We start from the raw sequence: 14,019 nt of genomic DNA, 5'->3' as shown, positions 1-14,019 counted from the left end.
TTGTAAAACGCCGCAAACTTACACAATCTTCTCCGATTTATACGCAAGCCTTAAAAAAAAGTACCCCCACTATTTACCTTTTGACAGGAAATAGTGGGGGGACACACTCTTATATAGTATAAATTACTTACTTGCGTTATCCGCTAAGTACACTTCCGGGAACGTATTAACACCCAGCGTACGGTTGTTATTGTTCGTGATGTTCAATAAAGTAACATACTTACGATATTGATCCGGGTTCAAAGCCTTCTTCATCAACTTCAAGTTACCGTAAACCGCCTGATACATCTTCTTGTCCTGCAATTTAGCGCTAGCTTTTACACTTGCGTTCTGCATCTCGATGAAATATTCGTTGATGTTAGCTACCTCGTCCAACTGACTCGGAGTCAATTGCAAATAGTTCGCTAACTTCTCTGTACTTACCACAAACGGTTCTCTACTCAAACTCGGTTTCTGAGCGAAGCTCATTGTCGCACACATCAATAAGGCTGCGACTGCCATTCCAAAACGTTTCATAATACCTAAAAACCTTAAATTGTTAAACCTAAACAAAAACCTTAAAAACACATAGCCCAATCACATTGGCTTAATTACTTCTCAGCCAAATAGCTGTCCAAAAGCGGATTAGAAACCTTATCTTCCTGATTAGCGCGAGTCACATTAATCAACGCTACATATTTACGATATTGATCTTTAGTCAATGCACGTTTCATCAGTTTCAAATTACACAACAATGCGTTGCGAGTTTCTTCCGGTCTTGCGTTATTGCAAAGCGCTTCCGCAGACAGGGGTTGACCTAATTGATTCTCGAAGTAAGTATTAATCTCTGACACCTCAGCGATCTGGTTTGCGTCAAGCTGCAAATATCTGCTTAGCTTATCGAAACTCATACTCTTTGAATCACTAACCTTTTGAGCAAAGCTCATTGTCGCTACCATCATTAAAGCGACTACCATCATACCTAAACGTCTCATAATACCTAAAATTTAAACCTAAACTAAGACCTTAACTAATAAATGCGGCGTTTCCGCATCTTCTATCTTTCTCTTTTTGTTACTGCAAATATAACAGTATGTTTTATAACATTGTTCTTCAATACGGTTAATTTTTGCAAACAATTGACGTTATTGATATACATCAAGGTATATAGCAATCATTTTGTAATATATATTACGATAAACACTATCTATTTCATCATAGACACCGTTTATAAACAAACAAAAGCCTAGATATATTCTTATACAAGCCTAGCTGTATTCTTATACGATACCATATCTATTCTATAATCTCCGTCGTGGATTATACAAACCACAGCGTGGTCTATAAAAACCACGACATGATCTATACAGACCACGACGTGGTTTATAGAATAGATACAGTCACAAGATACTTTTTATGCAATAGCTTGATACTTTACATCTATCCTTTACTTATTTATCGGCTAGATAAACATCGGGGAAGGAAAGCCCGCTCGTCATCCGGTTATTATTGTTCGTTACGTTGATCAAAGCCACGTATTTCCGATATTGATCGGTGCTTAACGCCTTTTTCATCAACTTTAAGTTGCCAAATACGGCTTGCCGCATCCGTTTATCCCGCATTTTATGACTTCCCCTCAAGCCCTCGCTTTGCTTTTCCCTAAAATAATCGTTGATCATCGCTACCTCATTAATCTGGCTGGGACGTAATTCCAGATAGCTTACCAATTGGCCCACATTGACTACAAACGGTTCTTTATGTAAGCTCGATTCCTGCGCGAAACTCATTGTCACACTTACCAACAAGGCTGACATAGCCATTACTAAACGTTTCATACTACCTATTCCTTTCATTTGTTAAACCTTAAAAACCTATTTCTCTGTGATCTTTGATACAAATATAGGGTGAGGTTTCCCGCTAGAAAAGGAAGAATCGACGAAGTACGCCGTAGGTTTAGACGAAACCGGGAATCAAGCGGATCAAGAAATCAGCTTATTCCTCTCGTACGAGGCTTTTACCAAGCGGATATAGACGAATAAGGAAAGAAGGCAACAAACCGCCCCGACTCCGTAGGCGGTAGCCAGATTGGCACGGGTAGCGATAAAGCCGGCGGATAACATCCCGATCCCCATCCCGAAATCGAAAGAGGTCAAGTAGGTAGAAGTGGCCGTACCGCGCATATGGTGCGGAGCGACATTCACGAAAAGACATTGAAAAGCCGGTACGCTCACGCCAAAACCGATACCGATCGCCAAGGCGCAAGCGAAAAAGACAAACGATGTATGTACGGTAGCGAACACGGAAAACGAGATCGCTAAAGAGACCAAAGATACGATGGACACGACATGGATCTTGCCATGGTCCACCAACCGTCCGGAAATCAAACGGGCCGTCCCTACACCGATCGCCATAAATATAAAGAAGTAGCCGGGGTCCGGCACCTCGATCTCTTTACCATATAATACCACGAACGAGAGCAACATCCCATAAGGTATAGCGACCAGCAAATAGGCCAAGGCCGCAGGAAGCGCTTTCACCAAGATAAAACGATCCAACGAGAAGGCCGGACGAGGCACTTTCTCCCGTTTCGGATAACGGATCAGCCCGACAGAGCCGATCCCGACCAACGCGATCACCAAAGCGACCCCTATGATCCAGAAGAAACCATGCCGATCGTACAGCCCGACCGCCACCAAAGGAGCCAAAGACATGGCGAGATTGATCGTCAATCCGTAAAAGCCCATGCCTTCTCCCCTTCGCTTGGAAGGGATTACGTCTATCGTAATCGTATTGCCGGAAACAGAGGTCAGTCCCATGAACCCGCCTTGGATGAAACGAACCGCCATGATCGTATAGACCGTCATGGCAAACCAATAACCGGCGAACAGACAGGCGAATATCGTGAAGGCGAATACATATAACGGTTTGCGGGAGAAACAATCTACCAGATACCCCGAGAACGGGCGCACGCACAGCAAGCCGATCGTATAGCTAGACAAGACCATCCCCACCTCGGACGTGCTGATGCCCAACTCTTCCACCAGATAGACCGGCATAGTAGGCATCAACATATAAAAGGCGAAATTCATCAAGAAGTAAGAGATACAACATTGGACGAAATTCCGGTTCCAAAGTACAGGTTTAGTCTCGCTCATTCCTCTTTATTACTTATGCCAGCTCGCTCAACTCCAGCCAGCGCATCGTTTTCTCGTCGATCTCTTCCATGACTTGGGTGATCCGTTGAGATTTAGCCATGAGCTCGTCCGTAGACAAAGTACCACTGCTCATAGCGGTCTCCAACTCCGCTTTCTCCGCCTCCAAAGCCGGTATCTCCTCCTCTAAGGCCTCGAACTCTTTCCGCTCCTTGAAAGTGAGTTTTTTCTTTTGCTCATTGACAGGACGAGACGGTTTCTCCGGAGCCGGGTTTTGTCTCGCTTGCAAGGCAGCCTCCGCCTCTTTTTCCAGTTGGTCTTGCACGTCTTTCCAATCCCGGTACTGCGTATAGTTGCCGGGGAAATCCTTGATATCGGCGTTACCCCGGAAAACCAGCAGGTGATCTACCACCTTATCCATAAAGTAACGGTCGTGGGAAACAACGATAGCGCACCCCTTGAAGTTACGAAGGTATTCCTCCAATACGTTCAAGGTCACGATATCCAGATCATTGGTCGGCTCATCAAGCACCAAGAAATTCGGGCTACGCATCAATACCGTACATAAATACAAACGACGTTTCTCCCCACCGCTCAATTTATAAACGTAACTATGCTGTTTCTCCGGCGTGAACAGGAAATAGTTCAGGAACTGGGAGACACCCATCTTCTGTCCGTTACCCAAATCCACGTATTCGGCGATCGCCTGCACCACGTCGATCACTTTCATTTGCTCATCGAACTTCAAGCCATCTTGACTGTAATAACCGAAACGAACGGTCTCGCCGACATCGAAATGGCCGCTATCGGGAGCTACCTCCCCCATCAGCATCTTGATAAAGGTAGATTTGCCCGTACCGTTATTCCCGACAATACCCATCTTCTCGTAACGGGCGAAAATATAGTTGAAATCCTCCGTAATCTTCAAATCACCGAAACGTTTGCTTACATTCACCGCCTCGAAAATCTTCGAACCAATGTAAGAAGCCTTCACGTCCAAGTTCACCTTTCCGGTATCCCGTTGTTGCTTCGCTTTCTTTTCCAGCTCATAAAAGGCATCGATACGGTACTTCGCTTTCGTGCCCCGTGCCTGCGGCTGGCGGCGCATCCAATCCAGTTCCGTACGGAGAAGATTCTTCGCGCGCTCCACGTCGGCGTTCATCGCCTCGACACGCTCTTGGCGTTTCTCCAGATAATAACTATAATTACCTTTATACGAATAGATTTGCTTATTATCGATCTCGATGATCTCACTACAAACACGATCCAAGAAGTAACGGTCGTGCGTCACCATCAAGATACTGATATTGGCCCGGCTCAGATAATCTTCCAGCCATTCGGTCATCTCCAGATCCAAATGGTTCGTCGGCTCATCCAAGATAATCAATTCAGGGTCCGTGATCAAGACATTCGCCAAGGCAACCCGTTTCAACTGTCCTCCGGACAATTCCCCGATCTTCTGATTGAAGTTATGAATCTTCAACTGCCCGAGGATTTGTTTCGCTTTCTGCTCATAATCCCATGCCTTGAAGCTATCCATGCGGGTAAGGATGTCCTCCAGATTCGAGTGATCCTCTTTCGCCATCGCCTCCTCGTACTCAGCAATCAACCGGACAATCTCGTTCTTCGAGTGGAAGCAAGCCTGTAGCACGGTCAGTTCTTCCGGGTAGGAAGGTGATTGCTCCAAATACCCGACCCGCAGGTCTTTCCGGAAAACCACCTCACCCGAGTCGTAATCCTCCTTACCACCGATAATATTCAATAAGGTAGTCTTACCCGTCCCGTTTTTAGCGATCAACCCGATCTTCTGTCCTTGCGCGACTCCGAACGTTATATCCTCGAAAAGAACCAAATCACCGAAGCTCTTGGTCAGCTTATCTATCTGAAGGTAACTTATCATGTTTTCTTATTTAAATTCAAATCGGAAGGCAAACTTACACAAAATCCTCGAATTTTAAGCTTTTCTCCGTACCTTTGGTGGAAGAATAAGAAAAACACCATGAATGTTAGAATAGATGAAAGTTGGAGAAAACGTCTGCAAGAAGAATTTGACAAGCCTTATTTCGAGCAATTGGTGACATTTGTCAAAAACGAATATAAGCAAGCGCACGTACTTCCTCCCGGGCCCCAGATATTCCATATATTTAACGCATGCCCGTTTGAGAAGGTAAAAGTCGTTATCTTGGGACAAGACCCCTATCCAAATCAGGGGCAATACTACGGGGTCTGCTTCTCGGTACCCGATGGCGTGGCGATTCCCGGTTCCTTGATGAATATATTCAAAGAAATCTACGATGATCTTGGGAAACCGATTCCTTCCTCCGGGAATTTGGATCGTTGGGTAAGCCAAGGCGTATTTCCGATGAATTCCGTCCTCACGGTCCGTGCCCACCAAACAGGTTCGCACCGGAACAGGGGATGGGAAACATTCACGGACGCCGTTATCAAGAAATTAAGCGACGAACGGGAAAATCTAGTATTCATGTTATGGGGTAGTTACGCAAAAGCCAAGATTTCCCTTATCGATACGAGCCAGCATTTGGTCCTAACGACCGTACATCCATCTCCCCGCTCCGCCGAATATGGTTTCTTCGGTTGTAAGCATTTCAGTAAGGCTAATGATTTCCTACGGGGTAAAGGCATCCCGGAAATCGATTGGTAAGTATAAATCAACCTAAATCAATCGCATATGGATATTCAAACTTTCATCAACAATTATTACGAGGCATTTTCTCTAAAGGCGGAATTGCCGATCGCTTTCTGGTATTCCGATTCTCTGCTTGGAGAATTAAAGCAGACACAAGGCTGTTTATTCAAGGCCCTTCCCGCTATCAGGCAAGGCGAGATTATCAGTATGAACGGAGATAGCGTTGGCTGCGGAGGTGGAAAGTTTTATACCGGATTCACCCCTATGCCAGAGCATGTCCCCAATTTTGTCTCTTTAAAAGAGAGATATAAGCAAACTCCGGAAATGGTAGTCGAGGGTATAAAAGGCATGAACGTACAAAGGTCCTCCCTCCCATACCTCCATTTCGCAAGGATCGATCGATTAACCTCGTTTGAAAAGGTAGAGGGGCTTTTGTTCCTCGCGACTCCGGATATCTTGTCAGGGTTAATTACTTGGACCTTTTTCGACAACAATAATCTGGATGCCGTCTCCACACCATTTGGTTCCGGTTGCAGCTCCACCATCACGCTCACTGTCAACGAAAATAGACAAGGAGGTCACCGCACGTTCCTTGGTTTCTTCGATCCCTCGGTCCGACCATATGTGGAAAGCAACTTATTAAGTCTCACGATCCCGATGTCACGTTTCAAGACGATGTATCAGACAATGCGTAACTCCTCCCTATACGAAACACACGCATGGGCGAAAATAAAAACCAGAATCAATGAAGGCTGATTTTTATACGGAAGTTTATAACATCGTCAGAGAGATACCGGAAGGATGTGTGGTTACCTACGGGCAGCTAGCCAAGCTCGCCCGAAGGCCACAATGTTCCCGTATGGTAGGGCAGGCAATGTTCAACGTCCCGAAAGAACTGAACCTGCCTTGCCACCGGGTGGTAAACAGCCAAGGCAGATTAGCTCCCAACTGGGCGGAACAACGGGGATTATTGGAGAAAGAAGGCATTACCTTCAAGAAGAATGGCTGCGTTGACTTGAAGAAACATATTTGGGAGGATATATTACCGATTATCTAATCCGATAACAAAATGTAAAATCAGCAAGTTCTTAAAAGAACCATTCCCAATGCTATTTGCCAAGATCATTCTTTTCCAACCATTCGCCCAGCAGATCCGCTAGTTGGCCATTATTCAAATCCTGCATCAAGAAATGGGTATTACCATAAATACCGATCTTGGGCAACTCAACTAAGGTCGCGTTTCCCCCATGCCTATTTATGGCCTCCACCAATTTATGTCCCATTTGCAGACGTACACGCCAATTCTCGCCACCAAGATTCTCTGATGGAGTCTCCGGAATATAATCACCGAAATACATTACGATTGGAATCCGGGTAAGTCGCAAGAACTGTTCCATAGGAATAGCGACTCCAGCCGCCCCACCGGTAAGTCCGGCGATCGGATCGGGCACCTCCCCCTCGGGAAACACATAGCCACCCGGCTCATATGAAACGACAGCCTTGACATTCGGATTTTGTATAGCGGCCATCCATCCCGGGAAACCTCCCGCCGAATGTGTTACAAGGATATTGTCCCCTATTTTTTCCGTCAAGGCATTGATTGCCGGTACATCTTGTTTGTGATCACTGATATCGGGCGTCATCTCCCGGAAAAACTGCGATAGATAGGCTGAATCAGACGGGAACTGCACACCTTTGTTATATTCCGGCCAAATCCCGATACGCCAGATGTCAAACCAGAACATCTCATCGGCCAGCGGCTTGACCGTAGTCGTAGCAGATGTCCTTCCGGCACGGCCACGACCGGGAAGATCCATCACGTAACTGCTATATCCCCGGCGTAACATGAGAGTAGCGAAACCATCCCGCCCATCGGGTGTCATTTGCCAACATACCCCAGAGCCACCATAACCATGAACATAAACCAAAGGCAATTTTTTCGCATGGGCCGGAACTTGGAAATCCACGAAAGCATGATCCGCACGATAGCTCTGCCCGATCTCGACTTGGGTAGCCCAACCGACAAACTTACTGTTGTCATACGTACCCGGACGCTGTATGGTTTGTCCTCCTACTGAGAAATGCCCTTGTTTAGCGATCACTAAATCCTGGGCATCTGCCATTCCAAACACGGGTATTAATAATGCTAATAATAAAATCTTCTTCATATTCTTCTGATTCATTTTTTATCCGTTAATTGTCCGAGCACATCACGTAATGGATCTGAACTCTTTTTCCCTAGGTTTATCTCTACGATATTTAGCAAAGCCGTAAGTTGCTCTGGCGTAATACCCAGATGCAAGCAAATTGACATATGGCCGTAAGCCATAGGTTCAACACCGCCAACGCCTGCCAATACAGACACGGTCGCCAATTCACGCTCCCTATATGTCAATAAGTCGCGCTCAAAAAGGTCCGCGAACAGATGTTCCTTGAGGAAACGTTCGATCGTCGGGGCAAATACCGCATATCCGGTTTTAGGGACAGAAGCAGACGTACCCGATATTTCCGCCAGAATATCCCGTCCCCGCTCATATCGACTCCCACCATCCTCGATAGCAGAGGCTTCACGACCCTCTACATCTTTAATTCCCATGCTTTTTCTCTCTTCAATGACTTGCATAAATGTCTGTATGGCTCTTAAGCTGCGAGGAAATCCACAATAAGCATAGGCATGTATTAGTACTTCGTTTACTTCATTAACGGTCATACCGGATTCAAGTCCTTTCACAAGCGCCTGTCTCAGATGCGCCAAGTCTCCCTTGCCCGTGTACGCCGCGATAGAGACAATGGCTTGTTCCCTGGCTTCCAATACCCGGTTTGCTTCGGCATACACATTCTCCGCTTGGCTTGTCGCTTCTTGATATTCCTTCTCTCCCACCGGACTGAGCCACACCGCCTCATTCGTTTGAGGATTGCAACTTACGGCAACGTGAGCAAACCAGCTATCCGGAGCCGCCCCATGCCAGTGAATCACGTCAGGCGCAATTTCCACGATATCCCCCGGATACAATCTTCTGGCCGGTTTCCCCTTTTCCTGATAGTAGCCTATGCCTGCTGACGCGACAAGTATCTGCCCCCCTTTATGATAATGCCAGTTATTCCGGCAACGAGGCTCAAAAGTGACATTAGACATTGGGACATTCAGCTCCCTATTAGCCGTAATCGGAGCGATATACGCCTGACCAATGAAGTTCTTCGCGGACGCTTCCGGCAACTTAGTACCCAAGGGGTACGGTTGTCTGAAATTATCCATATTTTGCGCCATGATGAAAACCGGGAACAAACATAGGCAGAAAAGCCGGATTAGAAAGTTCTGTCTCATATTCATATGTATTTATCATTATTCTCCTACCGTACGAGTAAATGCTAAGGTAGCAAGTTTCCATTGTCCGTCTTCCTTCACGTACGTCTCAGTCACGATGAAAGGGAACCTGACCTCCCTACCACCAACTACCGAATTAAGATGAATACGGCTATATACGATTCCGGCGCAACCGGCGAATTTAACATCTACATCATGTATCTCCGCATGCTTGTAATGTATGTTTCCCGTACGGATCACATCAAGCTCCGGCTGCTTACCCCACGAACCACCCATATGTACAAACATAGAGTTCTCGTGGAAGAGGGCGTCGAGCTTATCCACATCTTTTTCTGACATCCATTTCCATTTCGCATTAGACAAATCTATTATCTCCTGCTGCTCCGGAGTAAATGTCTTTTTTGTTTCCTGCGCATAGGCACCCATTCCCATCGATACCAACAACAATGTCGCGATAAATAATGATCTCATAATTTTTTGCATGGCTTTATTAATTTGATTATACATTATATATAAATAGTTTTCCATCATCTATTTATACCTATTCTTCGTTGCGAAGTTACGACCAAAGGAGTTTTGAGACAATACAAAAAAGTCGGTGTCAACTACAAATTTTACCGAAAAGGAAAGGAGTGAAGCTAGCTTACAAGGTCACTCCCTATAATCTGAGGACTTTATACCTAAATTATGCTGCACATAACGGCTGAAATAAGAGGGAGAAGAGAAACCAAACAAATCGGAAATATAAACGAAAGATAATGACTTATCACGCAAAAGCCGTGATATATCCAATATCGTATAACGGTTAATCCAATAATTTGCCGCATAGCCACTCACCTTTTTCGTCACTTCCGATAAATACTTCGGCGTCACGCATAATTCCGAGGCATAGTATGTAACGTCTCTATGCTGGCGATAAACCCCATCTTCCAGCATTTGCAGGAACTTACTCATAATGGAGGCATATTGGGCCGAGATCTTCTCCTCCCCATAAATATGTGAGTGAAAATCGAAGAAATCCAGAATCATTGTCTGGATCACATTAATCATTATGTCACGATAAAAATTATGGTTTTCATTGTTAAACCTATACTCTATATTCTCGAAATCTTTCTTACAGATATCCTGTTGCTTGCGATCCAGACGCATCACAGGATTCAGGAACAAAGATAACTGGCCTTTCATTCCATAATTATTCTGGGGAGTACAAAGCTCAATGAATTGGGGAGTGACATAAATGACTTTAACCTTAAAATCCGCAGATGGGGTGATCTTCTCAACCAGTTTTCCTTTACGCACAATCATACAATCCCCTTCACGTAACTCGAATGGATTTCCATTGAACTCGAATTTACATGCTCCACCCAAACACAAGGCATGAGACAGATACTCTTTATAAATATCTGTCCCAAGCCCATTCAGACTATCAGAGATAATAACACTATCTTTGTCATATTTCATGATACCCCCATTTTAGATCGTACAAATTTAATCAAATTACAATTTCATCCCGAAGAAATCTTTCATTTTATTTACCGCTAGATTCACATATTCCGGGACAAAATAAGTTTTGATATGCTCCGCTCCTGGAATAAGATACATCTCTTTATCTTTTGTTCCGGTAGCCTTTTCAAAAGCTTCGTCAGACATATATTTTGTATCGGCATCACTTCCGGCGATCAATAGCAAAGGCTGGTCGATCAAGTCGATATGATCCGTAGCATCCCAAGTCATAAGATCCAATAAACTGCTCATGGTATAGCGAAATGTCGAATTCGGATGAGCATGGGTTTTAAAGTAATACTCATAACCATCACGATATAGGGCAAACGGTAGTTTCGCCGCCTCCTCATCGGAGATATTCATCTCACCCGTGTATAGAACTTTGCCTTTGGCCTCTTCATTTCTAGCCTCAGCCGCTTGGGTTAAACGTTGTTGTATGGTATTTATCTGGGAATCCTGAAAACCATTACGACGTACACGCCCCGAATTAAACATGCTGAGTGTAGCGACCGCCTTTATCCGTTTATCACCCTGTGCAGCCCCAAGCGTGTAACCTCCACCGCCACAAATACCAAGCGCACCTATACGACTGGCATCTACACCCGGATATTGAGATATGAAATCCACCATACCATGAATATCTTCTATCCGGTTGGCCGGACGATCTGTATTCCGAGGCTCACCACCACTTGCTCCTTGATAACGCGCATCGGCAGCGATAGTTATATATCCAAGCTCTGCCAGCCGTTGCGCATAGAGACCCGCAACTTGTTCTTTCACGCCCCCATTAGGATGAGCAACAACAATAGCTACATACTCTTTTGAGGAATCATAATTCGCAGGAGTATAGATATTCGCCACTACCCCTATACCTCCAACCTCATACGAGACAGGATGTATATTTACTTTTCCAACCACATTTTCACTTACCGCATCGCGATATACCAATCCATACTGATTCTGATTTTGTGCGGAAGCACTTATTACCATGTTCATAATTAATAAAGCTACAATAATTTTACTCTTCATATTCTATTATTTTTTGACCGCTAAGATACATTTACCCAATCATACAGAATGAATACAGATTACGGATTGTATCACCATTTTTACAGAAAACCGAAATAATTGTATTTATATCCGCAATTGTTGTTACACCGGTGGAGATACTTCTTCCCAACTTTGCGCTCAGATAAAATATAAATAAATATGGAATACAGAGTTTTGGGATTAAGCGGACTTAGGGTCTCAACTATAGGATTGGGTTGCATGGGTATGAGCCATGCTTATGGCGCACCTGCCGACAGAAAAGAGATGACGGAATTATTTGCCCTCGCCGTTGATATGGGATATACCTTCTTCGATACGGCCGAAGTATATGGTACAAACACGAATCCTCATGACAATGAGGAGCTTTTAGGCGATGCCTTAAAGCCATTTCGTGATAAAATCGTGATCGCTACTAAGTTTGGACTCACTTTTGATAAGTCTAGCGAATGTGGCCCTTATCCCCTTATCCCGAATTCTAAACCGAAGTCGATTCGTTTAGCCGTGGAAGGCTCTTTAGCGAGACTTAAGACAGACCATCTTGACCTTTACTATCAGCATCGCATAGATCCCCAAGTAGAACCGGAAGAGGTAGCTGACACGATGGCCTACTTGATCAAGGAAGGCAAAGTATTACATTGGGGTATATCAGAGGCGGGCGAGGACTATATTCGCCGTGCGCATAAGGTCTGTCCTATAACCGCCATACAAAATCGTTATTCCATGATGGCACGTTGGCATGAAAACCTTTTCCCCTCTCTAGAGGAATTAGGCATTGGCTTCGTTGCTTTCTCGCCATTGGCAAACGGTTTACTTTCCGCTTGCTATGATGTCAAAAGCGTATTCAACCCTCAAAATGATTACCGGGCAACTATGCCGCAATTCAAAAAAGAAAGTTTCGAGAAGAACAAGCCTCTTCTAGATCTCATAAACCATCTGGCCGATGAGCATCATGCTACTCCCGCACAAATATCCCTAGCTTGGATGCTACAAAAAAAGCCGTGGATCGTTCCTATTCCCGGAACTCGTCATCTCTGCCGGCTAAAAGAGAATGCGGGGGCTGTGGATATAAAGATAAATCCCGCCGAGATCAATCAGATAGACACGGCTCTTGACCATATGGATATGAGCGAGGTATTCGGTGGGACAAAAATCAAATAATAGCCAAGCATATAATCCTCCGCATGAAGGCATACGACTTTTAGTTGAAACCATTTTCTTAATATTTTGGTTATATAATAATATATATATAAGATGAAACATGTAATTTTGACTATCGTTTTGCTATTGGCAAGCGGTTTAGTAATCGCACAAACAAAAATGAGTGATCAACTATCTAAAACAACTAAAATGAATGCACAAAGTAAAATCTATTTCGCCGGAGGATGTTTCTGGGGAACAGAACATTTCATGAAACAAATCAATGGTGTTACTAGTACCCAAGTGGGTTATGCCAACGGTAAAACAAGCATCAAAAATCCAACCTACGAACAGGTATGTAACGACAATACCGGATTTGCCGAGACAGTAGAAGTAAGCTACGATCCTCAACAAGCCGATTTAAAACTATTGTTAGAACTATACTTCAAGACCATAGACCCTACAAGTCTCAATCGGCAAGGTAATGACAGAGGATCGCAATACCGTACCGGCATTTATTACACCAACGCCGCCGATCTGCCTATCATCAAAGAGGCTATAGAGACATTGGCTAAAAAGTACTCCAAGCCCATCGTTGTCGAGGTGGAGCCATTAGTTAATTTCTATCCGGCAGAAGAATATCATCAAGATTACTTAGGCAAACATCCGGACGGTTATTGCCATATAAGTCCGGAACTATTCGATTTCGCACGTAAAGCAAATAAGGAGAAAACGACCGGCAAGCCCCTTTCTGAAAAGAAATTCCAGAAACAGGATGATACGACACTACGCTCCAAACTGACGGCCGAGCAATATGCGGTAACACAAGAAAATGCCACGGAAAGAGCATTTAAAAATGAATATTGGAACGAAAAGCGTGAAGGTATTTACGTAGATATCACCACAGGAGAGCCTTTGTTCATATCGACTGATAAGTTCGACTCCGGTTGTGGGTGGCCTAGCTTCTCAAAACCGATAGATAAAGACCTTGTTATGGAAAATACCGATAATTCTCATGACATGAAACGGATAGAGGTGCGCAGTAAAACAGGAGACGCACATCTGGGACACGTATTTAATGATGGTCCGACAGATAAGGGCGGATTACGATACTGCATCAACAGCGCATCCCTGAGATTTATTCCCAAAGCAAAAATGAAAGAAGAAGGTTATGGCGATTATATGTATCTTTTGGAAAAGAAATAAAACAAATCATAGGATCTACT

The 14,019-nt window shown here is 44.4% G+C and carries 15 protein-coding genes; 5 read left to right on the top strand and 10 right to left on the bottom strand.

The genetic code is table 11. The features are described from left to right. Window positions 1-123 precede the first annotated feature (123 nt). The 5 genes from ACESPU_RS17475 to ACESPU_RS17455 form a co-directional block, all read right to left on the bottom strand. A complete protein-coding gene (locus ACESPU_RS17475; protein ID WP_373133572.1) occupies window positions 124-516 on the bottom strand; it encodes a hypothetical protein in 393 nt (130 codons plus the stop codon). Between the two features lie 74 nt (window positions 517-590). Further along, window positions 591-974, bottom strand: a complete 384-nt coding sequence (locus ACESPU_RS17470; RefSeq protein ID WP_005854530.1) for a hypothetical protein — start codon at window positions 972-974, stop codon at window positions 591-593. Window positions 975-1,430: 456 nt separating this feature from the next. Next, the gene (locus tag ACESPU_RS17465) at window positions 1,431-1,814 is read right to left on the bottom strand and encodes a hypothetical protein (RefSeq protein WP_008773491.1); all 384 of its coding nucleotides are present in this window, start codon (window positions 1,812-1,814) and stop codon (window positions 1,431-1,433) included. 144 nt (window positions 1,815-1,958) lie between these two features. Further along, complete coding sequence (locus ACESPU_RS17460) at window positions 1,959-3,134, bottom strand: MFS transporter (protein ID WP_008780086.1); 1,176 nt, start codon at window positions 3,132-3,134, stop codon at window positions 1,959-1,961. Between the two features lie 13 nt (window positions 3,135-3,147). Next, entirely contained in the window at window positions 3,148-5,031 is a 1,884-nt protein-coding gene (locus ACESPU_RS17455) for an ABC-F family ATP-binding cassette domain-containing protein (RefSeq protein WP_158532264.1), read from the bottom strand. Window positions 5,032-5,130: 99 nt separating this feature from the next. On the opposite strand from ACESPU_RS17455, the gene ung reads away from it, so the two are divergent. From ung to ACESPU_RS17440, 3 genes are read left to right on the top strand one after another with little or no spacing between them, the layout of a single operon-like run. Continuing rightward, on the top strand, window positions 5,131-5,793 hold the full coding sequence (gene ung / locus ACESPU_RS17450; protein ID WP_373133571.1) for a uracil-DNA glycosylase: 663 nt from the start codon (window positions 5,131-5,133) through the stop codon (window positions 5,791-5,793). A 27-nt stretch (window positions 5,794-5,820) separates the two neighbouring features. Then, a complete protein-coding gene (locus ACESPU_RS17445; protein ID WP_195205499.1) occupies window positions 5,821-6,534 on the top strand; it encodes a DUF169 domain-containing protein in 714 nt (237 codons plus the stop codon). Then, entirely contained in the window at window positions 6,524-6,835 is a 312-nt protein-coding gene (locus ACESPU_RS17440) for an MGMT family protein (RefSeq protein ID WP_005864435.1), read from the top strand. The genes ACESPU_RS17445 and ACESPU_RS17440 overlap by 11 nt, the downstream gene beginning before the upstream one ends. Window positions 6,836-6,887: 52 nt before the next feature. Here the strand turns inward: ACESPU_RS17440 and ACESPU_RS17435 are convergent, their stop codons facing one another. From ACESPU_RS17435 to ACESPU_RS17415, 5 genes are all read right to left on the bottom strand, one after another. After that, entirely contained in the window at window positions 6,888-7,946 is a 1,059-nt protein-coding gene (locus tag ACESPU_RS17435; protein WP_121961240.1) for an alpha/beta fold hydrolase, read from the bottom strand. Between the two features lie 11 nt (window positions 7,947-7,957). Continuing rightward, a complete protein-coding gene (locus ACESPU_RS17430; protein ID WP_121961226.1) occupies window positions 7,958-9,109 on the bottom strand; it encodes a carboxymuconolactone decarboxylase family protein in 1,152 nt (383 codons plus the stop codon). A 12-nt stretch (window positions 9,110-9,121) separates the two neighbouring features. Next, entirely contained in the window at window positions 9,122-9,574 is a 453-nt protein-coding gene (locus tag ACESPU_RS17425) for a nuclear transport factor 2 family protein (RefSeq protein ID WP_227154470.1), read from the bottom strand. Window positions 9,575-9,754: 180 nt separating this feature from the next. Then, the gene (locus tag ACESPU_RS17420; RefSeq protein WP_373133569.1) at window positions 9,755-10,564 is read right to left on the bottom strand and encodes an AraC family transcriptional regulator; all 810 of its coding nucleotides are present in this window, start codon (window positions 10,562-10,564) and stop codon (window positions 9,755-9,757) included. A gap of 36 nt (window positions 10,565-10,600) precedes the next feature. After that, window positions 10,601-11,635 (bottom strand): alpha/beta hydrolase, encoded by a 1,035-nt coding sequence (locus tag ACESPU_RS17415; protein ID WP_057326942.1) that lies wholly within the window; start codon window positions 11,633-11,635, stop codon window positions 10,601-10,603. 180 nt (window positions 11,636-11,815) lie between these two features. Here ACESPU_RS17415 and ACESPU_RS17410 point away from each other — a divergent pair, with 180 nt between their 5' ends. Both ACESPU_RS17410 and msrB read left to right on the top strand, forming a co-directional pair. Beyond that, the gene (locus tag ACESPU_RS17410; protein WP_048927588.1) at window positions 11,816-12,814 is read left to right on the top strand and encodes an aldo/keto reductase; all 999 of its coding nucleotides are present in this window, start codon (window positions 11,816-11,818) and stop codon (window positions 12,812-12,814) included. Window positions 12,815-12,907: 93 nt separating this feature from the next. Beyond that, window positions 12,908-13,999, top strand: coding sequence for a peptide-methionine (R)-S-oxide reductase MsrB (gene msrB, locus ACESPU_RS17405; RefSeq protein WP_048927587.1), 1,092 nt, complete (start codon window positions 12,908-12,910; stop codon window positions 13,997-13,999). Window positions 14,000-14,019: the final 20 nt, after the last annotated feature.

It is taken from the genome of Parabacteroides sp. 20_3, assembly GCF_964238835.1.
Taxonomy (GTDB): Bacteria; Bacteroidota; Bacteroidia; order Bacteroidales; family Tannerellaceae; genus Parabacteroides; species Parabacteroides distasonis.
Note: the sequence above shows the minus strand (reverse complement) of the source record. Positions and strands in the feature narration are given on the sequence as shown.

Excerpts from the sequence above, each read along its gene's own strand:
- ACESPU_RS17420 (WP_373133569.1), bottom strand. The coding sequence starts at position 10,564 with ATGAAATATGACAAAGATAGTGTTATTATCTCTGATAGTCTGAATGGG.
- ACESPU_RS17445 (WP_195205499.1), top strand. The coding sequence starts at position 5,821 with ATGGATATTCAAACTTTCATCAACAATTATTACGAGGCATTTTCTCTA.
- ACESPU_RS17465 (WP_008773491.1), bottom strand. The coding sequence starts at position 1,814 with ATGAAACGTTTAGTAATGGCTATGTCAGCCTTGTTGGTAAGTGTGACA.
- ung (WP_373133571.1), top strand. The coding sequence starts at position 5,131 with ATGAATGTTAGAATAGATGAAAGTTGGAGAAAACGTCTGCAAGAAGAA.
- ACESPU_RS17425 (WP_227154470.1), bottom strand. The coding sequence starts at position 9,574 with ATGAGATCATTATTTATCGCGACATTGTTGTTGGTATCGATGGGAATG.
- ACESPU_RS17410 (WP_048927588.1), top strand. The coding sequence starts at position 11,816 with ATGGAATACAGAGTTTTGGGATTAAGCGGACTTAGGGTCTCAACTATA.
- msrB (WP_048927587.1), top strand. The coding sequence starts at position 12,908 with ATGAAACATGTAATTTTGACTATCGTTTTGCTATTGGCAAGCGGTTTA.
- ACESPU_RS17435 (WP_121961240.1), bottom strand. The coding sequence starts at position 7,946 with ATGAAGAAGATTTTATTATTAGCATTATTAATACCCGTGTTTGGAATG.
- ACESPU_RS17415 (WP_057326942.1), bottom strand. The coding sequence starts at position 11,635 with ATGAAGAGTAAAATTATTGTAGCTTTATTAATTATGAACATGGTAATA.
- ACESPU_RS17470 (WP_005854530.1), bottom strand. The coding sequence starts at position 974 with ATGAGACGTTTAGGTATGATGGTAGTCGCTTTAATGATGGTAGCGACA.
- ACESPU_RS17440 (WP_005864435.1), top strand. The coding sequence starts at position 6,524 with ATGAAGGCTGATTTTTATACGGAAGTTTATAACATCGTCAGAGAGATA.
- ACESPU_RS17430 (WP_121961226.1), bottom strand. The coding sequence starts at position 9,109 with ATGAATATGAGACAGAACTTTCTAATCCGGCTTTTCTGCCTATGTTTG.
- ACESPU_RS17460 (WP_008780086.1), bottom strand. The coding sequence starts at position 3,134 with ATGAGCGAGACTAAACCTGTACTTTGGAACCGGAATTTCGTCCAATGT.
- ACESPU_RS17475 (WP_373133572.1), bottom strand. The coding sequence starts at position 516 with ATGAAACGTTTTGGAATGGCAGTCGCAGCCTTATTGATGTGTGCGACA.
- ACESPU_RS17455 (WP_158532264.1), bottom strand. The coding sequence starts at position 5,031 with ATGATAAGTTACCTTCAGATAGATAAGCTGACCAAGAGCTTCGGTGAT.